General features: G+C 46.5%; 23 protein-coding genes. 11 read left to right on the top strand and 12 right to left on the bottom strand.

Annotated elements, in window-relative coordinates; genetic code table 11:
• Positions 1-47 precede the first annotated feature (47 nt).
• The 5 genes from ACN0QW_RS14370 to ACN0QW_RS14350 all read left to right on the top strand — a co-directional run bounded on the left by ACN0QW_RS14370 (position 48) and on the right by ACN0QW_RS14350 (position 5308).
• On the top strand, positions 48-1193 hold the full coding sequence (locus ACN0QW_RS14370) for an ABC transporter ATP-binding protein (protein ID WP_417432293.1): 1146 nt from the start codon (positions 48-50) through the stop codon (positions 1191-1193).
• A complete protein-coding gene (locus tag ACN0QW_RS14365; RefSeq protein ID WP_417432292.1) occupies positions 1190-2089 on the top strand; it encodes an ABC transporter permease in 900 nt (299 codons plus the stop codon). Before ACN0QW_RS14370 ends, ACN0QW_RS14365 begins: the two co-directional genes overlap by 4 nt.
• Before the next feature lie 11 nt (positions 2090-2100).
• Positions 2101-2970, top strand: a complete 870-nt coding sequence (locus tag ACN0QW_RS14360) for an ABC transporter permease (RefSeq protein WP_417432291.1) — start codon at positions 2101-2103, stop codon at positions 2968-2970.
• 390 nt (positions 2971-3360) lie between these two features.
• The gene (locus ACN0QW_RS14355; protein ID WP_417432290.1) at positions 3361-4545 is read left to right on the top strand and encodes an extracellular solute-binding protein; all 1185 of its coding nucleotides are present in this window, start codon (positions 3361-3363) and stop codon (positions 4543-4545) included.
• 220 nt (positions 4546-4765) lie between these two features.
• Positions 4766-5308, top strand: a complete 543-nt coding sequence (locus ACN0QW_RS14350; protein ID WP_417432289.1) for a glycine cleavage system protein R — start codon at positions 4766-4768, stop codon at positions 5306-5308.
• Positions 5309-5354: 46 nt separating this feature from the next.
• On the opposite strand, the gene ung is transcribed toward ACN0QW_RS14350, so the two are convergent.
• The 4 genes from ung to ACN0QW_RS14330 form a co-directional block, all read right to left on the bottom strand.
• Entirely contained in the window at positions 5355-6053 is a 699-nt protein-coding gene (ung, locus tag ACN0QW_RS14345; protein ID WP_417432288.1) for a uracil-DNA glycosylase, read from the bottom strand.
• A 30-nt stretch (positions 6054-6083) separates the two neighbouring features.
• Positions 6084-7001, bottom strand: coding sequence for a LysR family transcriptional regulator (locus tag ACN0QW_RS14340; protein WP_417432287.1), 918 nt, complete (start codon positions 6999-7001; stop codon positions 6084-6086).
• A gap of 149 nt (positions 7002-7150) precedes the next feature.
• Positions 7151-8434: an FAD-dependent monooxygenase gene (locus tag ACN0QW_RS14335; RefSeq protein WP_417432286.1), complete on the bottom strand. Its 1284-nt coding sequence runs from the start codon at positions 8432-8434 to the stop codon at positions 7151-7153.
• A 184-nt stretch (positions 8435-8618) separates the two neighbouring features.
• Positions 8619-9452, bottom strand: coding sequence for an AsmA family protein (locus ACN0QW_RS14330; RefSeq protein WP_417432285.1), 834 nt, complete (start codon positions 9450-9452; stop codon positions 8619-8621).
• Positions 9453-10161: 709 nt separating this feature from the next.
• Between ACN0QW_RS14330 and ACN0QW_RS14325 the strand changes: the two genes are divergently transcribed.
• Positions 10162-10851 (top strand): cell wall hydrolase, encoded by a 690-nt coding sequence (locus ACN0QW_RS14325; protein WP_417432284.1) that lies wholly within the window; start codon positions 10162-10164, stop codon positions 10849-10851.
• Between the two features lie 125 nt (positions 10852-10976).
• Here the strand turns inward: ACN0QW_RS14325 and ACN0QW_RS14320 are convergent, their stop codons facing one another.
• The 3 genes from ACN0QW_RS14320 to ACN0QW_RS14310 form a co-directional block, all read right to left on the bottom strand.
• Entirely contained in the window at positions 10977-11360 is a 384-nt protein-coding gene (locus ACN0QW_RS14320) for a carboxymuconolactone decarboxylase family protein (RefSeq protein WP_417432283.1), read from the bottom strand.
• Between the two features lie 3 nt (positions 11361-11363).
• On the bottom strand, positions 11364-11786 hold the full coding sequence (locus ACN0QW_RS14315) for a MerR family transcriptional regulator (protein WP_417432282.1): 423 nt from the start codon (positions 11784-11786) through the stop codon (positions 11364-11366).
• 204 nt (positions 11787-11990) lie between these two features.
• Positions 11991-12167 carry a DUF4169 family protein gene (locus tag ACN0QW_RS14310; protein WP_299380902.1) on the bottom strand — a complete coding sequence of 59 codons (177 nt, stop codon included), beginning with the start codon at positions 12165-12167 and terminating at the stop codon, positions 11991-11993.
• Between the two features lie 126 nt (positions 12168-12293).
• On the opposite strand from ACN0QW_RS14310, the gene ACN0QW_RS14305 reads away from it, so the two are divergent.
• Positions 12294-14393 (top strand): S9 family peptidase, encoded by a 2100-nt coding sequence (locus ACN0QW_RS14305; protein ID WP_417432281.1) that lies wholly within the window; start codon positions 12294-12296, stop codon positions 14391-14393.
• A 25-nt stretch (positions 14394-14418) separates the two neighbouring features.
• The gene (locus ACN0QW_RS14300) at positions 14419-15069 is read left to right on the top strand and encodes a hypothetical protein (RefSeq protein WP_417432280.1); all 651 of its coding nucleotides are present in this window, start codon (positions 14419-14421) and stop codon (positions 15067-15069) included.
• A 65-nt stretch (positions 15070-15134) separates the two neighbouring features.
• Here ACN0QW_RS14300 and ACN0QW_RS14295 read toward each other — a convergent pair whose 3' ends face one another.
• The 5 genes from ACN0QW_RS14295 to carA form a co-directional block, all read right to left on the bottom strand.
• Positions 15135-15632, bottom strand: coding sequence for a DUF4410 domain-containing protein (locus ACN0QW_RS14295; protein ID WP_417432279.1), 498 nt, complete (start codon positions 15630-15632; stop codon positions 15135-15137).
• A gap of 130 nt (positions 15633-15762) precedes the next feature.
• On the bottom strand, positions 15763-16326 hold the full coding sequence (locus ACN0QW_RS14290; RefSeq protein ID WP_417432278.1) for a histidine phosphatase family protein: 564 nt from the start codon (positions 16324-16326) through the stop codon (positions 15763-15765).
• A 79-nt stretch (positions 16327-16405) separates the two neighbouring features.
• Complete coding sequence (gene greA / locus ACN0QW_RS14285; RefSeq protein ID WP_299380907.1) at positions 16406-16882, bottom strand: transcription elongation factor GreA; 477 nt, start codon at positions 16880-16882, stop codon at positions 16406-16408.
• A 78-nt stretch (positions 16883-16960) separates the two neighbouring features.
• A complete protein-coding gene (gene carB, locus ACN0QW_RS14280) occupies positions 16961-20221 on the bottom strand; it encodes a carbamoyl-phosphate synthase large subunit (protein ID WP_417432277.1) in 3261 nt (1086 codons plus the stop codon).
• Between the two features lie 114 nt (positions 20222-20335).
• Positions 20336-21541 carry a glutamine-hydrolyzing carbamoyl-phosphate synthase small subunit gene (gene carA / locus ACN0QW_RS14275; protein ID WP_417432467.1) on the bottom strand — a complete coding sequence of 402 codons (1206 nt, stop codon included), beginning with the start codon at positions 21539-21541 and terminating at the stop codon, positions 20336-20338.
• A 212-nt stretch (positions 21542-21753) separates the two neighbouring features.
• Between carA and ACN0QW_RS14270 the strand changes: the two genes are divergently transcribed.
• From ACN0QW_RS14270 to rpoD, 3 genes are all read left to right on the top strand, one after another.
• Complete coding sequence (locus ACN0QW_RS14270; RefSeq protein ID WP_417432465.1) at positions 21754-22206, top strand: GatB/YqeY domain-containing protein; 453 nt, start codon at positions 21754-21756, stop codon at positions 22204-22206.
• 128 nt (positions 22207-22334) lie between these two features.
• On the top strand, positions 22335-24323 hold the full coding sequence (gene dnaG / locus ACN0QW_RS14265) for a DNA primase (protein ID WP_417432276.1): 1989 nt from the start codon (positions 22335-22337) through the stop codon (positions 24321-24323).
• Between the two features lie 76 nt (positions 24324-24399).
• Positions 24400-26415, top strand: coding sequence for an RNA polymerase sigma factor RpoD (rpoD, locus tag ACN0QW_RS14260; protein ID WP_417432275.1), 2016 nt, complete (start codon positions 24400-24402; stop codon positions 26413-26415).
• The last annotated feature ends 16 nt before the right edge of the window (positions 26416-26431 follow it).

Raw genomic sequence — 26431 nt, 5'->3', positions numbered from 1 at the left:
CAACAGACCTGATAAATACAACACCCTTTCGCAGGTAAATAAAGAATATGAGCAATCAATTGGATCTTGAGTGTCGGCAGTTGGTGAAGTCCTTTGGGAAATTTACAGCTGTTGATAATGTGTCTTTGGAAATTCCAAAGGGATCTTTTTTCTCAATACTCGGTCCAAGTGGCTGTGGTAAGACCACTCTTTTACGTATGCTTGCCGGTTTTATTGAGCCGACAGCAGGTGACATTGTCATCAAGGAACAGTCAATGTTGGGGGTTCCCCCGAACAAACGTCCCGTGAATATGGTTTTCCAACATCTCGCACTGTTTCCTATGATGAACGTGGCTGAGAATATCGCCTACGGCTTGAAACGTAGAAAACTGCCGCAGGCCGAAATCGATAAAAAGGTTGCTGATGTTCTGGAACGGGTAAGTTTGCCCGACGCAGGACCAAAAGATGTGACGCAGCTTTCTGGTGGGCAGCGTCAACGTATTGCGATTGCGCGCTCTCTTGTACTTGAGCCTGCTGTTTTACTTCTTGATGAGCCGTTAGGTGCTCTCGATTTAAAACTACGTGAACACATGAAAGTTGAACTGAAACAGCTTCAGCACGAGGTGGGTACAACCTTTGTATATATTACTCATGACCAGTCCGAAGCATTAGTTATGTCTGACAACGTTGCTGTTATGAACCAGGGACGCTTTGAGCAAGTTGGATCGCCACAGGATCTCTATTACAACCCGAAAACAGCTTTTGTTGCTGGTTTTGTTGGTGATTCTAATCGCTGGAGTGGGCGGGTTGATACGATCGATAACGGACAGGCGCTGGTATCACTTGATGATGGCGGCGTTATTGCCGGGATTACTGGGAACGAAAAAGTCCTTGCTGCTGGTGACAGAGTAGAGCTTTTTGTGCGACCAGAAGCGATTACTATTGAACGCGATAGCTCTGCTCAGACAGGTGCTCATATTGAAGATGGTCAGAATACTCTGTCCGGGATCGTTGAAAATCTTCTCTTCGATGGCGCGAACAGTCGTGCGCAGGTACGTGATCAGCAAACAGGCCATCAGGTCACCGTTTCACTGCCACAGACAGGTGCTTTTAGCGATCTCAAGTCTGGCGAACAGCTTCGATTGTCTTGGGGGGTGGACAAGGCCCGCGCTTATGTCTCTCAGGCAGGACTTGGTAAGGAGCAGGCGGCATGAGTACACTCCAGATGACCTCTGGAACAGACAAGAGTGACACAATCCCGATGATCAAACTCGGGACTTTTTTATTGATGTTGCCGCTTTTGCTTTGGCTGTTTCTACTTATTATTTTACCGCATCTCGATCTTTTGACTGTCTCTCTACGTGAAAAGCTAGGGTATCGGGAGTATGCGTTTAGTTTTCAGAACTATATCGAATTTTTTACTGAGCCGCTTTATTGGAACACCTTTGTTCGTACGGCTGTCATGTCCATTGTCGCAACAGCGATCACATTGGTCGTCGGTTTTCCGGTCTCTTACTACATTGCTAAAGTTCTTAAGGGCAAAAAGCGTAACCTGTTGTTCATGATGTGCTTGATCCCCTTTTGGGTTTCCGAGCTTGTCAGAACTTTTGGATGGATGATTTTACTGCGTGAATCCGGTGTGATCAGTAGTTTTCTGCAATGGGCTGGTCTTGTTGATGGACCTGTCGAGCTGCTCTACAGTGATGCAACGTTGATGGTTGGTCTGGTTTATACGTCCATGCTCTTTATGGTCGTTCCGCTAGTTTCTGTGCTGGATACGCTGGATGATAGCCTTATCGAAGCTGGGTATGATCTTGGCGGCAGCACGTACTCTATTTTGCGCGAGATCGTTATTCCACATGCGATGCCGGGTATTGCATCGGGCTGTATTGTTGTCTTTATGCTGACGCTGGGGAATTATCTAACGCCAACCCTTCTTGGGGGGAAAGATAGCCTGTGGTTTACCGAGCAAATCTATAACCAGTTTATCACACGCTTTAACTGGGAATCTGGCTCTGCCTTTGGCTTCCTTCTTTTATTCCTTTCATCTGCGATTGTTTTTGTCGGCTTAAAGTTAAGTCGCCAGACACTTGCTGATACTGTGAAATAAGGAGCTTTGATATGATACCGTCTCTTCCTCAGTCAAAGTTCAGCACACGTCTTTATGCGGCTTATATAACACTGTTTTTTATATATCTGGCGGCACCGCTTGTGGTTGTTGGCGTCTTTGCATTTAACGATAGTCTGTTCCCGTCCATGCCATGGAATGGTTTCACGTTCGACTGGTTTATTGGCACAGAAGATACCCGTATTGGGGTCTTTAATGATGGACAACTTTTGGAATCAATTGGCTATTCCGGGTTTATTGCAATTTGTGTGACACTTTTGTCCGTCTTTGTGGGAACCTGTAATGCATTTTTGTTTGAACGCCATACTTTCCCGGGGAAAAATGTTCTCTACATCTTCGCACTGATGCCATTGGTTATTCCCGGTGTGATATTGGGGATCTCTATCCTGATTTTCACTAACTCGATTGCCAATGGTGTTGAAGACAGCTTCGGACTGGATTTGGATTTTCTGCGCCCAGGTTTATTTATCGTTATTATGGGGCAGTTTGCTTTTGTAACGACGATCACAACGTTGGTGATTTCGGCTCGCCTTCGAAAATTTGATACCAGCTTGGAAGAAGCTGCTTTGAATTTGGGCGCAACAAAGTGGGAAGCGGTAAAAACGATTACGCTTCCTTTCTTGAAGCCTGCAATGGTTGGTGCGGGAATTGTTTGTTTTCTGATGTCTTTTGAGAACTTCAACACAACACTGATGTTGGTTGGATCGGACTCTCCCCTGACAATCACGATGTTTGATCGCCTGAAACAAGGATCAACTCCTGCATTGAATGCTGTGTCACTGATGTTGATGGTTGTATCCGGTGTTTTGGCTTTGATATCTGTTTTTGTTCAGCGGGATAAAAAGACGGCTGATGACGAGTAATACTACGGTGCTGAATTTGGATAAGGTATTTTAGTTCAGCTTACCCGTACGAGTTATGTGTCGTCCGATCCGAAAGGTCGGCACATAAAAAGGAAGTTGCTCCTCGAGTAACTTACCCCACATGACTTGACCGGGCTTTAATGCCCGGTCTTTTTTTGTATGAAGGTTTTCGGTTAAAGGGTGATATTTCTATATCATTTCTATGTGGCTTTTTTGCTAGGGGGTCATTATGCTGCCTTAGGTATTGCTTGTCGAAGGATTGGGGACTGATCTTTGGCGGGGCAATGTTTATATCGTAATAGAGCGTTTTTTATCTGATCAGATAGGTGTGCTGAGTGGGGGCTTGATACCATTGTCTGAAGAGAAAAATTAATTAGGAAGTTTCAGTCCATGGTCGTGCCGTATCGTCCTGTCGTTTCTGACAAAAGAACAGCTTCATTAAAACAGCGTGAACCCGTTATGGGGCGCCGTAGCCTTCTCAAAGGGCTTGCGGGTCTTACCGGTGTCGGTTGCGCATCGTCTCTTTTTCCTTCCCCGGCGATTAGCGCAGAGCAAGAGTTAGAAGTCTTTTGCTGGAAAGGCTATTTCAATCAAGAAATCATAGATGAGTTTAAAAAAGATACGGGTATTCAAGTTTACTTGACAGAATATGACAGCAATGATGAAGCGCTCTTGATGCTTAACGCGACCAAGGGGCTGGGTTTTGATCTTGTCTTCCCGTCGTCCTCTTTTTTAACAAACTGGCATCTGGCGAGGGATCTGTTACAGCCAATTGATGAAGGTAAGTTAGACCTTGGCTTTATACATGGCAGTATTCTGTCAAATGCTGAAAATATGGGGACAATTTATAGGGGACGTCGTTATGCACTGCCTTTTGCTTGGGGCTGTGAAGGCATTGTCTTTGATAGCCTGTTAAGAGACTACCAGCCCGGAGAGATCTCTTGGAATGACCAATGGTCCTTTATTAATAAGGGATTTGTCGCAACCCGCCCTGAATCTGCCCTGACGTCGATGGCATTGATGCTTGATGGAACGGGAGAACGATTGGACTCTGCTTATTTAAATGAAGACCTTTCCCGGGAAGTTTTCGGTGAAGCACTTCTTTTTGCTAAAGAATACAAATCATATGTTCGCCAGTTTTGGCGCGATACCGAAGGTTTGGCATCTGCCTTTACGCTCAACAATTGTGTTGTCGGGCAAGGATGGGGTGGTGCTGCACACACATTGTGGAAGCAGACAAAGAGCAGGTTCAAATTTTTGGCCCCGAAAGAGGGTGCTCTTGCTTGGCTGGATACTTTGGCGATCCCCGCTGGAAGCGCGAATGTTGATCAGGGGTATGAGTTGATCAACTGGCTTTTATCCGCCAAAGGTGCAGGGATGTTTATGGCATCTTCTGGGTATAATTCGGTTGTTAAATATGCACATAATGAATTGGATTTAGCTGCTCAAGAACGATTTAACTTTTCCTATAATGACGCTAAAGCCATTGATGATCTTTATTGGCTCAAACCTGAACCGGCTTGGTTTAGGGATTTGCGTGATATTTATGTTCGAAAATACGTAGAAGCACCCTGATTACAAAGGGCTATTATATATTTTTGTTTCAAGACATTTCGGGTAATCCCGGAGCTCTCCCCGGATACTCTTGCGTCCTTCGGGGCAGATGGTGATATATTTTAAATAATTCTTGAAATATTGTGTCATTAAATAAGTAAATAAAGTCGTTTTTGTATAAATGGAGAGCGGTCAACAATTTATACTAATTGCATAATGCACATGGAAAAGGAATTGTGTCATGGCGAATACCATTATCCTTACAGTTATTGGTTCTGATCGACCGGGGTTGGTTGATGACCTGGCCACGATGGTGAATAAGCATGGCGGTAATTGGCTGGAAAGCCGGATGACTAGGCTATCCAGTAACTTCGCCGGTATTGTCCGGGTTTCTGTTCCTGAAGCGAACCACAAAGCTTTAGAGAGCGATATACAGTCTCTTGGTTGTGCAAACTGTCAGCTCATTATTGAGCAAGAAACCAAAGTTGGTTCAGATGAGACCTTGCGTGAACTTAGCCTTGAGATAATTGGTCCAGATCATCCCGGTATTGTTCAAGACATTTCACATGCCTTGGCAGAGAAGAAAATCGGCATTAATGAGATCTCTACTGACTGTCAGGATGGTGCAATGTCTTCTGAGCGCATTTTCAGCGCAGAGATTAATATTGCCATTCCCACATCTATACCTGTCGATAGTATTCGGGATCAGTTGGAAGAGCTGGCAAATCAGTTATTTGTAGATATCACCATGGACGACCTAAAGGGAACTGTGACACGGATTTAACTGCGTTAGCTATCAAAAGACAGCCAAAGAATTTGGTCCTAAATGCTTAAGGGTTTTCAGGGAGTAACCAGTTGATGGCTGTCTTTTTTTGCTGTTCCAGATATGCATTTGCTTTTGAAAAGTGCTGGTTGCCAAAAAATCCGCGGTGGGCACTTAAGGGCGATGGATGGGGTGATTGTAAAACGAGATGCCGGTCTCGGTCTATGACAGCGCCTTTCTTTTGCGCATAGCTTCCCCAAAGCATGAACACTAACCCGCTATGTTTTTGGTTTAGCGTTTCTATTATTTTATCAGTAAAGATTTCCCAGCCACGACCTTGATGCGATCCGGCTTTATGCTGTTCAACGGTTAAAACCGAGTTTAAGAGTAAGACACCTTGTTCCGCCCAAGAATTGAGATAGCCGTGAGGTGGCTGGCGGATACCAAGATCCTGTTCCATTTCTTTATATATATTTTTAAGAGAGGGAGGGATCGGAACGTCCGGTTTGACAGAAAAAGATAGCCCGTGTGCTTGACCGAGGCCATGATATGGATCTTGCCCCAGAATAACGATTTTCACGTTATTAACTGGAGTAAGATCAAGGGCTTGGAAAAGCTCGTTACCTTTGGGGAATATAACTTTCTTACTGTCTTTTTGTTGCTTCAAAAAGGCTTTAAGATTCCGCATATAATCTTTGTTGAATTCGGAAAAAAGCGCTTCTTTCCAGCTAGGATCAAGCTTTACTGTGTCTGTTGTTGTATTCATGTCAGGTTTCAGAGTTAATCGATAATTATTTTAGCTTTCCTGCCCTGCTTCAAGCAGTAGTTTTTCCACATCCAAACGTTTGGTGTGTTTGAAAAACTCTTTTGCGATGGGGGAACTTGGTTCTCTTTTGGCGATAATCATACCGATTTTATTGACAAGCCTTGGTTCTGACAGAGGAATTGCAACGACGCCTTCTAGGTTACGCAGGACATGGATCAGGCTAATCGGAACAATGCTGGATGTGTTGCCAAATCGCGTTTCATGAAGAAGCTGTGTGATAGAGTTGGTTTGCGTATGTGGCGTGACAAAACAATCGAGTTCCTCAAAGGTTTTATCGATAATACGGCGATATTGCATATCCCTTGTTAAGAGGCTAAGCGGCAACTCGGCAGCTTCTTGCCAGGTTATTGTCTTTGTGCCTTTTAATGGTCCGTCTGCCTTGTGGATAAGGGAGTATTCTTCGTGATAAAGTTCGTGACTTTCGACGTTGGTACTGAGCTCATCACTCAGATAAGTGACACCGACTTCAAGATCGAATTTTTCCAAGCCTAACTGTATTTCTGCTGAAGAGAGTGACAGAATTGAAACAGTTATATTGGGGTGAGCTTCGCAAAAAGGATTCTTGATCAGCGACATCATTGGCATTGCCGAGGGAATGGCCCCAATCCGTAAATGCCCCGCCAAACCTTTACTCATTTGACTGAGGGATTGCTTGAGGGTCCGCGCTTCGGCCAGAATACGCTGGGCGATAGTAACAACCAATTCACCTTCGGTGGTCAGTCCTTGAAAACTGCGTTCACGCTTGACGATGGGAACGCCTAGTTCGTTCTCTAGCTGCCGAATTCGGGCAGAAAAGGCCGGCTGTGAGATGTGGCAATTTTTTGCGGCTCGTCCGAAATGTTTTTCGCGCGCCAGCGCACAGAGTAGTTCCAATTGGCGCAAATCCAAGGTCGTTATCTCCTGTAGTGCAATAGAGTTATATCTTTATTCGTTTTGAGAACTACGGCGTGCCGAATTCCTGACAGAGGGTGTATACAACATATCCCTAAAAGATATAAGGGGATATGTCTTGAAAGCTATTACTCAAAACGGCACAGTCATATAACCTTGGCGACATTAGCTTTATTTTTTATTTCTTTACCCGTCATCAGGCTTGGCGTTCCAAGTGGGGATGTCATTCCCGATTTCATCATGAAGTGGCGCAGCGGGGCAAAATTCCGCACAGCGGATAGTCCAAGATCCCTGACCTTGTGAAGAATGGCGCTGTCATTTGAGGCAAACCTGTTAAGGCCATCGGCAGCAGCTAAGCGTGTCACAACATCGAGGCGTCTGGCCCTGTCGTATTCAGCAAGTAACTGACTGTCGCCGAGATCGTTTCCTTTATTATTTTGATCGATAAGTAGTTCTGCCAAGACGGCAACATCGCGTAAGCTTAGATTAAGTCCTTGGGCCGCAATAGGCGGCAGGGCATGTGCCGCTTCGGCGATAAGAGCGAAGCGGTTGGCATGGAAAGAATTACTGAGCATAGCAGATATAGGGAACCCGCTACGTTTTCCAAAAAGCTTTACATCGCCAAGGCGCCCTTTGATCTTCTCTTTCAGTTTTTTTGTGAAGTCCTCTTCGTCCAAAGCGAGCATTTTTTTCGCTAAGGAAGTTTCTTCTACCCAAACGATGGACGATCGTTTTCCTGTCATTGGTACGAGAGTGAAAGGGCCAGCTGGGAAATGGGTTTCTGTTGAAACATTCTGGTGTGATTTACTATGTTCTATGTAGCAGGTAATAGCCGTTTGTGGGTAGGGCCAGGACATGGATTTGATGCCAACATCTTTGCGGCTGGGGGAGTTTTTTCCATCAGCACCAATTGTCAATTCTGCTATAGAACGTTGCCCGTTTGAGAGGGTGAGGGTATAGCCATTGTCACCTTCTTCCAGTCGTTCCATCTTGGTTGATGTTAGGTGGGTGACGGCGGGCAGCTTTCTTAATCTGTCACATAATGTTCTTCGTAAAACTGCATTGGGTACATTAAAACCAAAGGGGCTGTCGTTTATCTCTCTGGAATCAAAATCAGTTGAGCTGGGGTATTTCTGTTTCCCCCTCGGCAGATTAACAATGCGCATGACGGTCAGCGCTGTCGCGTATTCTTCGCACCCGGCCCACGCGCCACAGGCGTTGAGTAGATTTATCGAATTTTGTATGAGCGCAGTGGTGCGATTATCTTTTGCATCTTGATAGGGATCTTCGGGCAAGGGTGGTTCAAGATCAACCAAAAGTGTCTTTATGCCTGCGGTGCCAAGTGCTGCGGCTAAACTTAATCCGGCCAACCCGCCACCAATAATCTGAACCTGATTTGCAAGCGCTGCGGAAGAATTCTGGTCGGTCATTGTCTCTGGCTACACCTGTGCTGAATGCGGAAGGTATTATTTTGTATTCTGAGGTACCCTCAAAGTACCAGTGGTGCAAGGTGTTGTCTTGTCACAGTTTAGAGAATTTTGCGAATTGATAAAAAAAATGGGGCCGCTTGTCGTCAAGGGCCCCATTCCTCATTACTTTTATCTTGGTCTTTGTTTAGTCACCAAGCAGACCTTTGATGGCATTTCCAGCACCATCGGCGGCGTCTTTTAGGCCGTCGGAAGCACCAGATGCAGCGTCGCCAACCGTATCGGTTACTGCTGAAGCGCCGCTGGCGGCCCCTTCGGATAGGTCCTGAACGCGACCTTTCACATCTTTTGCAATGCCTTCTAGATCAACAGAGTTAAGCGCGCTGGTGATATTTTTCGTCACTGCGCCAAGGGCTGCTTGTAAAATAACATCCGGGCTTGCACCGTTCCCCCCTTTTCCGATGTCTTTAAGGTGTATGTTGGGCAAATCAACATCAATTGTTTTATCCCCAAGTGGTGCAGCAGCGACAGAAACTTCGCCATCATTCAGGTATAGGTGTTCGACAATGAATTTAGGACCTGAGCCCGCACTGTTGTCGCTGTTATCAGCGCTACTGGTCGTCTGTGCGTTTTCGTTGATTGTGTCGATATTACTTTTTTGCGGGCCGACTTCATAGGTGATGTGTGGGGCCTTGATGCGGATCTCGTTGATAATCACCACATCGCTGGCGATAGACGTTGGATCAACCTTAATTGTGATCTCTTCAAATTTGAAAGCATCGCTTGATTTGAAGCCTTTCGGGTTGCTCATAAGGAAACCGGATAAGCTACCTTCGCCTGTCGTCGGCGAAATAGAGACATTATCAAGTGTGACTTCTGTCTGGGTCATGTCCGAAGCAACACTTTCGACAGCGGCTTTAACGATTGAATCCAGTGATGAGTATATGAAAATAACGCCGGCGACGATTAGGATGGCAATTGAAATAAGTGTAATACCGGCAATTTTAATAGTCTTGTTCATAATTTCAGGCTTCCCCGAGGTTTATCTGATAGGGCACTAAAACATTTGTGGCAGCCAAAATCTATAGGTATATGCCGCAAAATGGGAGCCAAATTTGAGGAGGATTTTTGTGAATCCGCGAAAATCAACAGGTTTGCATGCAGTAAATATGGTTAACAATTGAAGTAAAAAGGTTAATGAAAGTCGGGGCGTTATCTGAGGCTTTCGAATACCTTTCGGCTGTTGTAATTTTGCCACGATGATTGTTTTAAATAAAAATTGTTAACGAAAAGAATTCATCAAAAATGGCTATATTATGAAAAATAATTATAAATCAATATCTTGTAGTGTTGCTAAGTTTGTTTTTTTTAGGTCTCATTTTTATCACAATAAATATCAGCATTTTTGATTAGTGGGCATAGGGTGCATGCGAAAGTTGCATGGCTTATTATTTTTTATTGTAAGTAAAAGTGTGTAAGTTAAAGTAAAAGTATTTTATAGTTAATGTATTCATGTCGAGTGTAAGTAGTTTGATGTGTTTTTGTCTCTAATTCATGATAAATATTTCTTTGACTCTTTATGTTAATCTCTTGTAAAGATTTGGTCGTAACAAGCGACGTAGGGTTGTTTGTTTTCAATTCATCCCCACATCGGGGTACGCTCACAATGATACAGGCTGTGTGGGCACGGGCTTGAAGAAGCTGCTGAAGTGATAAACTGAGGTACTTAAATGAGACGTGGTTTACGACAGATTAGACGTGTAGGGTATGGGCTACGTGGCCAATTCCGTAACCATTGGTATGGTTTTTCGTCATTTTTGTTTGCACTTGTTATCAGTGCTGGGTTAATTGCACCTGAAGCGCAGCAAAATGCTCTAGCCGTTCAGGTGGCAGAAGATGACTTTATTTCTCCTGTTGATGTGAGGCCGTTGGCGCGTGATTACGCTGTCCTACCCGAATTAGAGCGCCGCCGTCCGACGCCGGCAAGCTATGATACTGAACTAGAGTGTCTGGCACAGAATATTTACTTTGAATCCCGCAGTGAAAATACAAGTGGTAAACGTGCTGTTGCCCATGTTGTCCTTAATCGTGTTGCAAGCAAGCGCTTCCCGTCCACGATATGTGGTGTGGTTCAACAGGGTGGTTCTACTCGCTTGAACAAGTGCCAATTTTCTTGGTGGTGTGACGGTAAGAAAGACGAAATTAAGGATCAGGCGTCTTGGGAAGAGGCACAAAAGCTAGCTCGATATGTGTACTGGGGTGTTTCCAATGATGTTAGTGAAGGTGCCCTTTGGTATCACGCTGATTATGTAAACCCTAAATGGCGAACAGCTTTTGACGAAGGGCCAACTATTGGCCGCCATATTTTCTATCGTGAGAAAACGGATGATTTGGAAGTTGCTTCATTAGACGTAAAGTAGCTTCACACTGATCCCGAAATAGTAAAAAGCGCCGTTTATGGCGCTTTTTTTGTGAGCGGTTTCTTAGAACACACTAGATATTTAATTTTCAGACGTGGGTTAAGTTCGTGGGTTAAGTTCGTGGGTTAAGTTTTCTGGGCGTCAAAAACTTCTTTGGCTGAGTTTAATCCATTAATGGCCGCAGGTAGCCCGCCGTATACTGCCATTTGCCAGATTGCTTCTGCGATTTCTTTTTTACTCGCGCCGCTTTTAAGCGCGTGCTCGATATTGATTTTTAGCTGGGGCGCTGTATGTCCGCCGAGTACGGTCAATGCGGCTACGGTGCAAATTTGTCGAGTTTTTGCGTCAAGGCCTTCACGACAATAGTGGCGTCCATACCCCCATTCAATCAGGCTTTCTGACATTCCTGGTACTAAATCATCGTAGCGCTCGCTTAATATTTCTTCCAGATTTGGCGTTAGGTTTTGCGCTGCATAAGCACGCCCTTTTTGTAATGCGGATTTATCCATTGTTTAATCTTCCTTTTTCAATAAGCCTTTGGTTTGAACTTTCGCTTCCAGTGGAGAGCTTGTTTCCAGACCGTCGCGTTCCATTTTTTTATACAAATCAACTTTGTAATTTAATAAATTCAGACAATCTGAGAGTTCTTCGATCTTTGCTGTGACAATATCCCGTCTGTCTTCTAGCATCTGGCGTCTTTGGTTTGCTGTTTCCGGACCCATTTCACGCAAAGCAGCGTATCGGGCCATGTCTTTTACTCCCATTCCGGTGGCGCGAAGTTTCTTTAGGAAAGCGATCCAATCTTTAATTGATTCCTGATATACACGGCGCCCTCCTTGATCTCTTGTCGGGTCCGGGATCAGGCCGATTTTCTCGTAGTAACGAAGTGTATCTATGGAGAGACCACTCTGGGCTGAAAGCTCACCGATATACATAATTTTTCCTAAGTTGTTTTGCCGTGTGCAGAGGCGTTCTGCGGCCACAGCTCTTTTAGAGCATCCCGAGTGCTCCTTTGCTTTGGGGAGAACAAATCAGATGATAAATGCTGGAGTGCACTCTAGGTCAACAGTGTTTTTATGAAATATATTTAAAAGTGTCAGAAGCTGACGCTGATTCCATTAACAGGAGGAGGAAATAACTTATGAATCTAGCTTATGGTCGTCGATAATTTTTGTCTGACGTTTCTTTTCGACTTTGGAAATTTCTTTTTCTGTCTTTGTCCGGCCGAACTCAACACGGTTATCAGCAGCCTTGGTGGCCTTTTCTTTACGCGCTTTGTTCTTACGCGCTTGCCTTAGATTGATAACGTTACTCATGAAATTTTGTTGCCTTCTGCATGATGTGTTGCCAGATGCAATTTCCTGTCATTTCTTGTTTCCTAATATGATGTAACCATTTAATGCTTCTGTACCAGAACTTTTTTAAGACCAGGTGGAGCCACGATGACCCGCAATCCAGTATCTGAAAATGATTTTGCCCCAAAAGCGCAGCAAAAACCGTACGTGCATGAACTACATGGTGACCGACGTGAAGATCCCTATGCATGGTTACGGGCAGATAACTGGCAGGAAGTTATGCGACAACCGGATAAACTGGCGCTGGATATTCGTGATTATCTCGAACAAGAAAACGGATACTGCAAAGCTGTGATGGCAGATACGGAAGAGCAGCAAAAATTACTGTTCGAAGAGTTAAAAGGGCGCATTAATGAAGATGATTCTTCTGTGCCATCGCCGGATGGCCCTTGGCTTTATTATGTGCGGTATGAAGAAGGGCAGCAGCACCCCATTTTTTGTCGTAAACCAACCGACGGCCAAGGTGACGAAGTTGTTCTTCTCGATGGTAACGAAAAGGCCGAAGGAAAAGATTTTTTCCAGATCGCCAGCTGTTCGCACAGTCCAAACCATCGCTATGTCGCCTATAGTGTCGATGAAAAAGGCTCTGAATATTACACGCTGAGAATCAAGGATCTCACAACCGGGGCAGAACTGGACGATGTGATCGAAAGTACCTCCGGTTCTGTCGTTTGGGCCGCTGATAATCAAACGCTGTTTTATACCATATTGGATGACAACCATCGTCCGTCAAAAGTGCTGCGGCACTATCTGGGTGATGATGAGAACCTTGATGTACTTGTGTATGAAGAAAGTGATCCCGGCTTCTTTGTTGGCATTGGGAAAAGTGAGTCCGGTAAGTTTATTCAGATACTGGCGCATGATCACCAAACATCCGAAGTTCATTTGATCCCAGCACAAAGCCCGGCTTCAAAGCCCGTTGTTGTTTCTGTACGTGAACCGGGCATTGAGTATGAAGTCAGTGATCATGAAGGGCGTCTTCTCATTCTGACCAATGCTGCTGATGCGGTGGATTTCAAAATCTGTGAAACGTCTTTGGACAAAGCAGGACGAGAAAACTGGAAAGACCTGGTTGCACATAAGCCCGGCGTTTTGATCTTGAGCTTGATTGTGTTCAAAGATTTTATGGCTCGATTAGAGCGTGTCGAAGGTCTGCCAAAAATTATCGTGACGCATTTTGCTGATAACAATGAACACGAAATTGCTTTTGATGAAGAGGCTTATAGCCTTGGCATGTCCGGCGGGTATGAATTTGAGACCAGAGCCCTCCGCTTTAGTTATTCATCGCCGTCAACACCCGCGCGTGTTTTCGATTACGATATGGAAAGTCGGGAACGGACACTGCGCAAGGAAGATGAAATTCCGAGCGGGCATGATCCGGATGACTATGTGGTTCGCAGGTTGTTAGCACCGTCGCACGATGGTGCACTGGTGCCGATTTCATTGATTCACCGAAAAGATACGGTGCTGGATGGCAAAGCGCCTTTGTTGCTCTATGGCTATGGGTCTTATGGAAATGCAATCCCTGCAGGTTTCATGCGCAACAGCTTCTCACTTGTCGATCGTGGCTTTGTCTATGCTATCGCTCATATTCGCGGCGGTACAGATAAGGGCTATGGTTGGTATCTCGATGGTAAAATGGACAAAAAGAAAAACACCTTCATCGATTTTATCGCTGCAGCAGAGCATCTAATTGCCGAGGGCTATACCGCCGCGGGACAGATTGCGGCACATGGTGGCAGCGCTGGTGGTATGTTAATGGGCGTTATCTCTAACATGCGTCCTGATCTCTTCAGGGCGATTGTGGCTGATGTTCCCTTTGTGGACGTGCTGACAACCATGTGTGATGAAACCCTGCCGCTGACGCCGCCGGAATGGCCGGAATGGGGCAACCCTATCGCGGGTAAAGAGGCATACGATTACATTAAATCCTATTCACCTGTGGATAATGTGACGGCACAAGATTATCCAAACATGCTGGTCACAGCCGGGTTAACCGATCCGCGTGTCACCTATTGGGAACCTGCAAAGTGGGTTGCGCGTTTGCGTGAACTTAAAACAGACAGTAATCATCTGATTTTCAAAACCAATATGTTCGCAGGCCACGGTGGTGCTTCCGGCCGTTTTGAGCGCTTGAAAGAAGTTGCCCTGATGGATGCATTTCTGATCAAGGTGTTTGAGATTTAGGTGATATGCAAAAGAATAGGCGGATATGAGAGTAAAATATTGGTATTTCTTAACAGTTTTTTTCCTCCTTTTTGCGATTTCTGGTGTAAAAGCGGAAGAAAAATCGGAAATTCTGATCGTGGGAGAGCTTGTTTATAAAGAGTTCCACGATCCTGGCTATGTGTATTTCCAAACTCAGGAAAACAAGGAAATTGAGGCCGCCTTCTATTATCGATTTATCTCTTTTGAGCAAATTGAGAAATGGACTGTAGGTGAAAAGTTTGAGCGGGTCTTAGATGCAAAGAAGGGGGCCGGAATTCATCGGATGGCAGAGGGCACTTTTTTCAAAGTTGTCTTTGTTCCAGAAGATAATCCGATTGAACTGCTAGAGAAAGCCTGTCTCGAGACTGCATTGTCAACTTTAGACATTGCAGGGTGTTTTCATCAGAGCGCTGAACGCTGGAACGGAGAGAGTGAGTACCTGTTTGATGAGCTTTCGCAAACCGCCTCAAAAACGGTGTATACTCAGCTTTCTGATGCACGAAAGAAGTGGTTGGCTTATGAAACAAGTTTGATGGATAGCTTTTATACCTATGGGCAAGAGCAAGGCGGAACTATTATGAGAATTCATAGTGCTTCTCTAAGGCGTGAGCTTGCTCGGTCATTCTTTTACCAAACAGTGCGTTTTCTAGAATAGGTGCGGTACAAATTTTAAGTACTAAAAGGGCCAGATTTATTTGATCTGGCCCAAAGTGTAATAGGCTATAGTAAACCTGTTACTATCTGTTCGCTGACTTCGCGAATAGCATCTTCAGCACCACTTTCTGATGAAAATGGGTGTGAAGCTGATTTTCCTTCTGCCTTGAAGGTGGTAATAACTTCACCGGTATTTTTATCTGTTAGAGTAACGTCGGCGGTTACATTGTTAGAGCCAGCAAAAACGCCAAACAGCACTCTCGCTGCACCAGATACTTTTTTTGCACCGGAAATTGTGATTTCCAAGTCATACTTTGCTGTTGCGTCATTTTGATTCACGCTTGTAAAAACTTTGCGACTTACGAGTTTTCCAAAAAGGCGATCCTGAAGACGATTTGCAAAATCTTTTGCATCGTCGTCCTGTCCTGTTGAAACACTCAAATTTGCATAGGCCGTATGATCAATTGCAGATGTCGGTGTTACTGTTTGAGTTAGCTTCCCGGACGAACTACAAGCTGTGACAAAGAAGGTTAAAAAAAGAGTTATAAGAACTTTTTTAAGCACGATAACGATCCTTACTAATCATCAATATGAATAGAGGGATGTTTGTTCGTTTTACACTGCCTCTGCAAGTTTTAATTTGATTGTATTCGTCTTAAAGTTGCTTTTTGGAAGGTGCTGAAAGTACATGGATTTAAACAGAATTCACAAACTGTCGGTGCCAAAAGGAATTTTCTGTATTCGGTGGGGTGTGGTGGCATAGGGCGCAATTAGGTAGTGGCTCATAATCGGGTAAATCAAAATGATGTTTGATCGCTCCGTAGAGACCGCCGTGGGCTGCGACTAAAACCGGGCCGGGGCGATCTATCGCTTTGTTGACGGCTTTTGTTGCGCGTTCAATAAACTTAAGTCTTGTTTCCGCGCCTTCTGGGGTGAATTCACCGTCTTTCCAAGCTTCGAACCACCCATCGTCTACAAGCCCTTCCTGTTTCCCAAAACCTGCCTCTTTAAGCTCATCAATAATGACAATTTCACAGTTGAGGACCTTGTTGAGGATTTTAGCTGTTTCCAAGGCGCGGCCCAGTGGACTGGTGCAGATGGTTTTAATCTCTGTGCCTTTAATCGCTTCCGCTGCTTCGTAAGCCTGTTTTCGTCCGGTCTCGTTCAGGGGGATATCGGTAAAACCCTGCATCAAACCTTTGGCGTTCCAATCGGTTTGGCCATGACGTATGTAATAGAATTCTTTGTGAAGCAGCATAGAGTGATTCCATTTAAGGTAAAAAAATACCCGGTATTCCAATGAAATACCGGGTAGCAATTAGCCAAAAAATTATAGCTTAAACATATTCAATCTTGACGATTTCATAGCCCTTTTCACCCGCAGGTGTTCTGACTTCGATGGAATCGCCTTCTTCTTTGCCAATCATTGCGCGCGCCATCGGCGACGTAATGGCAATACGGCCAGCTTTTACATCTGCTTCCAGATCGCCAACCAGCTGATAGGTCGATTCTTCGTCAGTATCTTCGTCGGCAATGGTTATTGTGGCACCAAACTTCACGGTTGAACCGCTCATTGTGGCAACGTCAATAACCTCTGCACGGGAAATTCTCGCTTCGAGCTCAAGAACGCGACCCTCAATAAAGCTCTGCTTTTCTCGGGCGGCGTGGTACTCGGCGTTTTCTGATAGGTCGCCGTGTTCGCGTGCTTCGGCAATCGCGCGAATCACTGCCGGACGTTCGACAACTTTCAGGTTACGAAGCTCTTCTTCAAGGCGGACAAGGCCCTCCTTGGTCATAGGAAACTTTTCACTCATTCGCTTTTCCAGGCGTATTTACAAACAGTTACTCCCGATTCCACCACCGTTTTAGGGCAGAATCGGGAGCCACTTAAATTAGAACGAAGTTTTAAAGTAAGCCTGAAGTGGCTCGACTTCAAGTAGGCCTTCTCTTTTTGCTTTTAAAGCCTCTACCATGGCGCGTGCACCATTGGCCGTTGTGAAGTATGGAACCGAGCTATCAAGGGCGCCACGGCGGATATCAAAACTGTCCGCAATTGCCTTGGCACCTTCGGTTGTATTGATGATCAAGTCAACTTTGCCGGATTTAATATGGTCGGCAATGTTCGGGCGACCTTCGCGAACTTTCAGGGCACGCTCTATTTCCAAACCTTTATCTTGAAGGTGGGTTGCCGTACCGCTGGTTGCGACAATTGTGTAGCCCATATCCAAAAGATCTTTGGCGAGGCCTTCGATAACTTTCTTGTCATGGTCTTTTACAGAGATAAAGACGGTTCCTTCATCGGGAAGGTCAATGCCAACGGCCATTTGTGCTTTGAGGAAAGCGCGGCCAAAGGATGTATCCAGTCCCATAACTTCGCCTGTTGACCGCATTTCAGGGCCAAGCATGACATCAACACCCGGGAAACGGTTGAAGGGGAAGACCGCTTCTTTAATGGCAATATGATCGCCACGCTCTGTGATTAGGTCGATATTGGCTAGCTTTTCGCCCGCCATGACACGGGAAGCAATTTTGGCGACGGCATTTCCGGTTGCTTTGGCAACAAAAGGTACTGTCCGGCTGGCACGCGGATTTACTTCGAGTATGTAAACAACATCGTCTTTGACCGCAAACTGAACATTCATCAAGCCGACAACATTGAGGGCGAGGGCAAGTTTATGAGCTTGCTCGTTAATCTCGGCAATAATGCTTTTGGACAGACTGTAAGGTGGTAGAGAACAGGCTGAGTCACCAGAGTGAATACCGGCTTCTTCGATGTGTTCCATAATCCCGGCAACAAAGACATCTTTGCCATCACAGATAGCATCAACATCAACTTCGATTGCGTCCTGCAAATACCCGTCAAGAAGGACAGGGTTTTTACCCGATACCTGTACGGCTGTGTTGATGTAGCGTTCCAATTGGCTGGTTTCGTGTATGATTTCCATTGCACGCCCCCCAAGAACATAGGACGGGCGGATAACAACGGGGAAACCAATACGTTCAGCAACGGCAAAAGCTTCTTCTTTGGTTGTTGCTGTACCATTGATTGGTTGGCGTAGGTCAAGCTCTTGCAAGAGCTTCTGGAAGCGTTCACGATCTTCTGCTAGGTCGATGGCATCCGGGGATGTGCCGAGGATCGGAATGCCCGCATCTTCGAGAGCCTGAGACAATTTAAGCGGCGTCTGGCCACCAAACTGTACAATTACACCCTTGAGGGTGCCGTTGCTTTGTTCCTTGCGAGCGATCTCGATAACGTCTTCACCGGTAAGAGGTTCGAAATAGAGACGGTCCGAGGTATCGTAATCGGTGGAAACTGTTTCCGGGTTACAGTTGACCATAATGGTCTCGTAACCTGCATCGCTAAGGGCGTAGGCCGCGTGGACGCAGCAATAATCAAATTCGATACCTTGACCAATACGGTTCGGGCCGCCACCAAGGATCATGATCTTTTCACGATCGGTTGGATCGGATTCACATTCCGCCGGGTTAACACCGTCGCCTTCGTAGCAAGAGTACATGTAAGGCGTTGTCGAGGGGAACTCACCCGCACATGTATCAATCCGCTTGAAGACTGGGGTGACGTTCAGGCTGTGACGGTGCTTGGTGACGTCTGCTTCTTCCTGATTGGTCAGTTCTGCAAGACGTGCGTCGGCAAAGCCCATTTTTTTGAGGTTCAAGAAGGATTGACGATCTTTTGGCAGGCCGTTTTCACGAATATCATTTTCCATCAGGACAATGTCTTCGATTTGGCGCACAAACCATGGGTCAAATTTTGTGACGTCAAAAATCTCTTCAACGGTCAAGCCATGACGCAGTGCCTGCGCAATGGTCAGCATTCTGTCTTTTGTTGGTTTAGACAAGAAAGAGCGAACGGTGTCTTTATCAACATTGCCGTCTGCATCAACGGCGCCGGGGATATCAACTTCGTTAAATCCGGTTAGGCCAGTTTCCATGGACCGCAGCGCTTTTTGAACTGATTCAGCAAAGCAGCGTCCGATGGACATTGCTTCACCCACAGATTTCATCGCTGTGGTCAGGTAATCTTCTGCTCCCGGGAATTTTTCAAAGGTAAAGCGCGGGATCTTGGTCACGACATAGTCAATTGTGGGCTCAAAAGATGCCGGGGTAACTTTGGTGATATCGTTTTTAAGCTCATCCAATGTATAACCAATAGCCAGCTTTGCCGCGATCTTGGCAATCGGGAAGCCCGTTGCTTTGGATGCCAGCGCGGAAGAACGAGATACGCGTGGGTTCATTTCAATAACCACGAGTTCGCCGTTTTCAGGATTAAGGCCGAACTGCACGTTTGAGCCACCTGTTTCAACACCAATTTCGCGTAGACAGTTGATAGAGGCATCTCTGAGGATTTGGTATTCTTTATCTGTTAGCGTCAGGGCTGGGGCCACAGTAACGGAATCGCCCGTGTGGATGCCCATGGGATCAATGTTTTCGATGGAACAAATAATAATGCAGTTGTCAGCATTGTCGCGGACAACTTCCATTTCGTACTCTTTCCACCCCAGGACGGATTGTTCAACGAGAACTTCGGTGGTTGGAGAGGCTTTCAGACCGCTTTTGACAATTTCTTCGAACTCTTCGGGGTTGTAAGCAATGCCGCCGCCAGTACCACCTAGGGTGAAAGACGGGCGGATAATTGCGGGAATGCCAACCGTTTCTAGTGCTTCAAGAGCTTCTTCGTATGAATGAACAACGCTGGATCGCGGAGACTTCAGGCCAATTTTTTCCATGGCCGTTCTGAACAGCAAGCGATCTTCGGCTTTTTCAATGACATCAGCTTTTGCGCCGATCATTTCAACGCCGTGTTTGTGCAAAACACCTGAGCGTTCAAGTGCAAGACTTGTATTCAAGGCTGTTTGACCGCCCATCGTTGGTAAAAGCGCATCGGGTTTTTCTTTCTCGATGATCTTTTCAACAATTTCCGGTGTGATCGGCTCGATATAGGTGGCGTCGGCAAGACCGGGATCGGTCATAATTGTCGCCGGGTTAGAGTTTACCAGAATAACCCGGTAACCTTCTTCGCGTAGCGCTTTACAGGCCTGAGCACCGGAATAGTCAAACTCACAAGCCTGACCGATAATGATCGGCCCCGCGCCGATGATCATGATGGATTTGATGTCTGTTCTTTTAGGCATGGTCTGCTTTACTCATCTTTTGTCTGTTTGCTCTTGCCTTGTGCTGGGCTTTGAGCTGTTCAGCTGTCTTGTTAAAACAATGGCGGCTGCTGTTGAAAGCGCCGCCATTGCAAATTATTTTCGGCACTCAGCCATAAGATCGCGGAACCGCTTGAACAGGTATTGACTATCCTGTGGTCCGGGCGAAGCCTCTGGGTGGTATTGCACAGAGAACACCGGACGATCTTTCAGGCGAATACCTTGATTGGTATTGTCGAAAAGCGAGATATGTGTCTCTTCAACATTTTTCGGCAAGCTGTCTTTGTCCACCATAAAGCCGTGGTTCTGACTGGTGATTTCGACCTTGTTCGTGGTGAAATCTTTCACCGGATGGTTTGCGCCACGGTGGCCAAGATGCATTTTCTTGGTGTCAGCGCCAAGGGCAAGTGCAAGGATCTGGTGACCAAGACAGATACCAAAGATTGGTAAGTCTTTCTGGTCAAGAAGCGCCTTTACCATTGGGATGGCGTATACACCTGTTGCCGCAGGGTCGCCCGGTCCATTGGATAGGAAGACGCCATCTGGCTTGTGAGCCAGAATTTCATCTGCAGTAGCATCTGCTGGCACAACGGTTACGCGGCAGCCTTGGGAGCCGAGAGAGCGCAGGATATTACGTTTGGCACCAAAATCTACAGCGACAACATGAAACTCGGGATTGTCTTCGTTCTGGTAACCCTCTTCAAGAGTCCAGCGCTTTTCATTCCAGTTTGCTGTCTGGGCACAGGTAACTTCTTTGGCGAGGTCCATACCGTTTAGGCCGGGGAAGTCAGCGGCTTTCTTGCGCAATGCTTCCAGATCAAATTTGCCATCAGCGTGATGGGCTATGCAGCCGTTCGGCGCGCCATTGTCACGGATAAGACGAGTCAGTACACGGGTATCAACACCTGTGATCGCACTGAGGTTGTGAGATTTTAGCCACGCATCAAGATCACGGGTCGCGCGCCAGTTAGAAGGCTGCGTGATATCCATTCGGAGAATGGCGCCGCGTGAAGACGGTGTAATCGTTTCGATGTCTTCGTCATTAGTTCCAACATTCCCGATGTGCGGGAAGGTAAAGGTAATGATCTGTCCTGCATACGAAGGGTCGGTCAGGATTTCCTGATACCCGGTCATAGAGGTGTTGAAGCAAACTTCTGCAACGGCTTCACCTTCTGCGCCCAACCCTCTTCCCCAAAAGACTTGCCCGTTGGCAAGAACGAGGACCGCGGTTGCTCCCGCAGGTTGTTTGCAGGCAGAATCAACAACCCCTGTCTGGGAGACGGAGGTTTCTTTTGATGTCATAATACTCATGGATGAGGCGTCCTTTAGGCAGACGTAATCGTCAGCGATTTAATAGCTGAGGCCTTTGTATAAGCATAAGTGGCTTTTAGGTCAAGAAAAACACGAAAGAAAATATTGTTTAATAACAATCACTTAGAAAGTTTTTAAAACTTTGCCATTTCTTTCTTTTTAGAGTAGGTTCTGGTCCTTTCTAAACTTGTTCGGGGCAAATGATGCTACGTAACAGCTTGAATGATGCTCTCAAAGAAGCTATGCGCAACAAAGATAAGCAAGCGATATCAACGCTTAGGCTTATTTTAGCTGCTTTAAAAGACCGCGATATCGCGGCGCGTGGCGAGGGGAGTGATCCTATCGGCGAGGAAGCTGTTCTGGAAATGCTCCAGAAAATGATTCGTCAAAGAAGAGATTCGATTGAAATGTACGAGAAGGCTGGTCGTACAGAACTCGCAGAACGCGAACAGAGTGAGATTGAGGTCATCGAAAAATTTCTTCCGAAGCAGATGTCTTCTGAAGAAATAGAAAAGATTGTCGAAGATCTTATTGCTGAGCTTGGGGCGGATTCCATTAAAGATATGGGAAAAGTTATGGGCGCGCTTAAATCTAAGTATGCAGGCACAATGGATTTTGGTAAAGCCAGCGGTGTTGTAAAAACCAAACTGGTTTAAATCTGCCAAAAGCTGATTATATGTAAACAGAACTCATGGGATGCCTATGGGTTCTGTTTTCTTTTTCACTGCTGTGATAAGCTATCTTTCAGATCAAGGTACATGTTGGTTTGGGAACACGCCCCTCAATGTCATTCACGCCTGAGTTTTTAGATGAACTGCGCGCACGTGTGCCGGTTTCCGGTGTGGTTGGGCGCAAGGTAAAACTTACCAAACGCGGTCGGGAATTCAGCGGCCTCTGCCCGTTCCATAATGAAAAAACTCCTTCATTCACTGTCAATGATGATAAGGGATTCTATCATTGCTTCGGCTGTGGTGCCCATGGGGACGTTATTACCTTTGTTACTGAGACAGAGGGCCTTTCTTTTCCGGAGTCTGTAGAACGCCTTGCTGAACAGGCTGGTTTGCAGGTGCCGAAAGCCACGAAGGAAGAGGCTGAGAGATCGAAAAAACGCGCGAGTCTTTACGATGTAATGGAAGAAGTCGCCAAGTGGTTCGAAGAGCAACTGGCAGGCGACGCAGGTAAAGAAGCGCGTGATTATGTTAATCGTCGCGGTTTGAGGCCGGAAACCGTCAGTCGTTTTCGTCTTGGTTATTCCCCCAATCAACGGGGCTTGATCCGCAAAGCTATGAACGCGCGCGGGATTGACGACGAACAGCTGGTCGATGTCGGTGTGATCAAACATAGTGATGAGGATAAACGTACTGATGGAAATGAGTACTGGGATTATTTCATCCATCGCCTGATGTTCCCAATTACAGATCGCCGTGGTCGAATTATTGCTTTCGGTGGACGTGCGTTGGGGGACAGCAAAGCCAAATATCTGAACTCACCGGATACGATTCTCTTCCATAAAGGCAAGATTCTTTACAATCTGGCAAGTGCACGGCAAGCCGCTCATGATTTGGGCGAGGTTATAGTAACCGAGGGGTACATGGATGTTATTGCCCTGTCGCAAGCTGGTTTTCCATCGGCTGTTGCGCCCTTGGGAACGGCGGTAACCGAAGACCAGATACAGGAACTTTGGCGCATGGTGCCGGAACCTGTGTTGTGTCTGGATGGTGATACTGCGGGTATTCGTGCGGCGAACAGAGTGGTAGAACGGGCTTTGCCCATTATCCAGCCAGGAAAATCGCTTAGCTTTGCGACCCTGCCCGAAGGAGAAGATCCGGACAGCCTTATTCAGACACAAGGCCCTGCACAGATGCGGGAAGTTCTACGCACGGCAAAGCCCTTGTCAGAAATGCTGTGGCGAAAAACGACCATGGGCGTAGATATTGAAACACCTGAACGGCGCGCCGCCTTAAAGGCCGAGCTGCGCAGGCAGTTCAGTGTGATCACGGATAAGGACTTGAAGTTTGAGTATCAAAAGGAAATGTTCCGGCGATTTGATGAGCTCACAGGTGTAACGAATAAAAGTTCCGCGCAGCCTGTGACCCAGGTGTATAGTCAGGGCTTTAATCAAGGGGGCGGCGGTTATGGCGGAAATAGCTCTCAAGGATATAACAAGCCCTATAAAAAACAGGCCGGACGCAAGCAGAATCGCAACGGCCAGTGGGGGAAGAAGGATTCGTTTGAATTGGACCCGCGTATCCCCCGACCGAATTTACCTGCGAGAAAATTAGCGCAGCGACAGGAACAGGTTTTACTGGCGACGTTGATCAATCACCCGAACGTTTTGTCCAAACAGCTAGAGGATCTGGCGAGTTTGAGGCTTCCAAGCGAGGCGTATAACAGGGTGTTACAAGATCTCGTGGATGTTATTGTTCGAGACCCAGATCTTGACAGAGAGGCACTTAAATGCCAACTCTGCGATAAGGGATATTCTCGACTAATGGATGAACTCTTGAGTCCTGCTGTTATGGATCACGGAAAATTTGCGCGACCGGCAACGGACAGCTACGCAGCTGAGCACGGTGTGACGCATATAGCGGCTATGTTCCGCGAGAAACAGGCAGAACAGGAAAAAGGTGTTCACAGCCGCGAATTTGCGGCGAATATGGACGAAACAGGATTGACTCAGCTAGAGGCGCACAAGCAACTCCGGCAAGAGACATCCGGTATAGCTATTGATTTGGATAGTTATGACCCGGATGCCTATGAAGACAGTCACTAAGCGTTACGAGAGAGCACGTTGGCTAATTAATAGAATCGGCTAGCGTGCTAAATTGCTATTTGGGGTACAAGGTTATATGGCGACCAAGGCGACCGAAACCGCTGAAAAAAGCACGGAAAATCGGGAAGAAACTTCCGACGGACCTCTAATGGATATTACATCCGCGACTGTCAAAAAGATGATCGCGAAGGCAAAAGAAGTTGGCTATGTCACTTATGACGAGCTCAACAAGGTTTTGCCATCTGATGAGATGTCATCCGAGCAGATCGAAGACATCATGGCCCTTCTTTCCGAGATGGGTATTAATGTCGTCGAAAACGAAGAATCAGACGAAGCCGTAGACGAAGAAGCGAAACCCGATGAAGTTGTTGTCGGTAACGTAAAGGAAGAGGACGCCGGACGTACCGATGATCCTGTTCGTATGTATCTTCGTGAAATGGGCACTGTTGAATTGCTGTCTCGCGAAGGCGAGATCGCGATTGCGAAGCGTATCGAAGCTGGCCGGGATAAAATGATCGGCGGGATTTGCGAAAGCCCGCTGACAATTCGCTCCTTACTTCACTGGCGCGAAGGCCTGATTCAGGGTGATCTTCTGCTCAGAGACATTATTGATCTAGACGCTACTTATGGCGGCGGGCCAAACGACGATGATATCGCGTTTGAAGAATCCGGCGCAGGCGAAAAGACAGATGTTGAAGACGAAATCGTCAGCCAGCCTGGCGAAAAAGTTGATGACGAGGATGATGAAGACAAGCCCGCACCTGCAGAAGGTGAGGAAAAGTCTGCTGAAGGTGAGGAAGACGACGATGATGCCGAAGAGAACAATATGTCTCTTGCGGCCATGGAAGAAGCTTTGCTGCCACAGGTTCTCGAGATGCTCGAAAACATTGCGGGTCATCAGCAGAAGCTGAGCAAAGTTCAGGAAAAGCGCCTGACATCCTTGCTTGGTGGTGACAAGGTGCCGGATGCTGTAGAGAAAAAATACAGCAAGATGAAGCAGGAAATGATCGAGCTTATGGAAGGGGTTCACTTTAACTCTAACCGTCTTGAACAGCTTATGGATCAGCTTTACGGCTTGAACAAAAACCTGATGTCACAGGAAGGTAAACTTCTGCGTCTGGCTGAAAAGTCTGGTGTTGCGCGTCAGGAATTCCTCGATACATATTTCGGTAGTGAGCTTCACCCGAACTGGCTCGAAGAAATTAAAAGTTACAAAGGCAAGGGCTGGGATAAATTCGCAGACCGTTATGCGGAAGATATCACCAAAATTCGTGGTAGCATTTCCAAGGTTGCCGATGATGTTGGTTTGCCAATTCCTGAATTCCGCAAGACTGTTAAAGTCGTGCAGACCAGTGAAAAAGAAGCCAGCCGTGCCAAGACAGAAATGGTCGAAGCCAACCTGCGTCTTGTGATCTCTATTGCCAAGAAGTACACGAACCGTGGTCTTCAATTCCTGGATCTTATTCAGGAAGGTAATATTGGTTTGATGAAGGCGGTGGACAAGTTTGAATACCGTCGCGGTTACAAATTCTCGACTTACGCGACTTGGTGGATCCGTCAGGCCATTACCCGCTCTATCGCGGATCAGGCCCGGACAATCCGTATTCCGGTTCATATGATTGAAACCATCAACAAGTTGGTTCGTACCAGCCGTCAGATGCTTCATGAAATTGGCCGTGAGCCACAGCCGGAAGAATTGGCAGAACGTCTGGGTATGCCGCTTGAAAAAGTGCGCAAGGTCCTGAAGATTGCCAAAGAGCCTATTTCGCTTGAAACCCCAATCGGGGACGAGGAAGACAGTCATCTCGGTGATTTCATCGAAGATAAAAACGCTGTTATTCCACTTGATTCTGCGATCCAGTCTAACCTGCGCGAAACCACGACCCGTGTTCTCGCCAGCTTGACCCCGCGTGAAGAGCGTGTGCTGCGCATGCGTTTTGGTATCGGTATGAACACCGACCATACGTTGGAAGAAGTAGGGCAGCAGTTCTCGGTAACACGTGAACGTATTCGTCAGATCGAAGCGAAAGCACTGCGTAAGCTCAAGCATCCAAGTCGTTCGCGCAAACTGCGTAGTTTCTTGGATACCTGATAAAGGCGTAAAGATA

The sequence above is a fragment of the Kiloniella sp. genome (genome assembly GCF_048259265.1).
Classification (GTDB): Bacteria; Pseudomonadota; Alphaproteobacteria; order Kiloniellales; family Kiloniellaceae; genus Kiloniella.
This window is presented reverse-complemented; position numbering and strand designations above follow the sequence as displayed.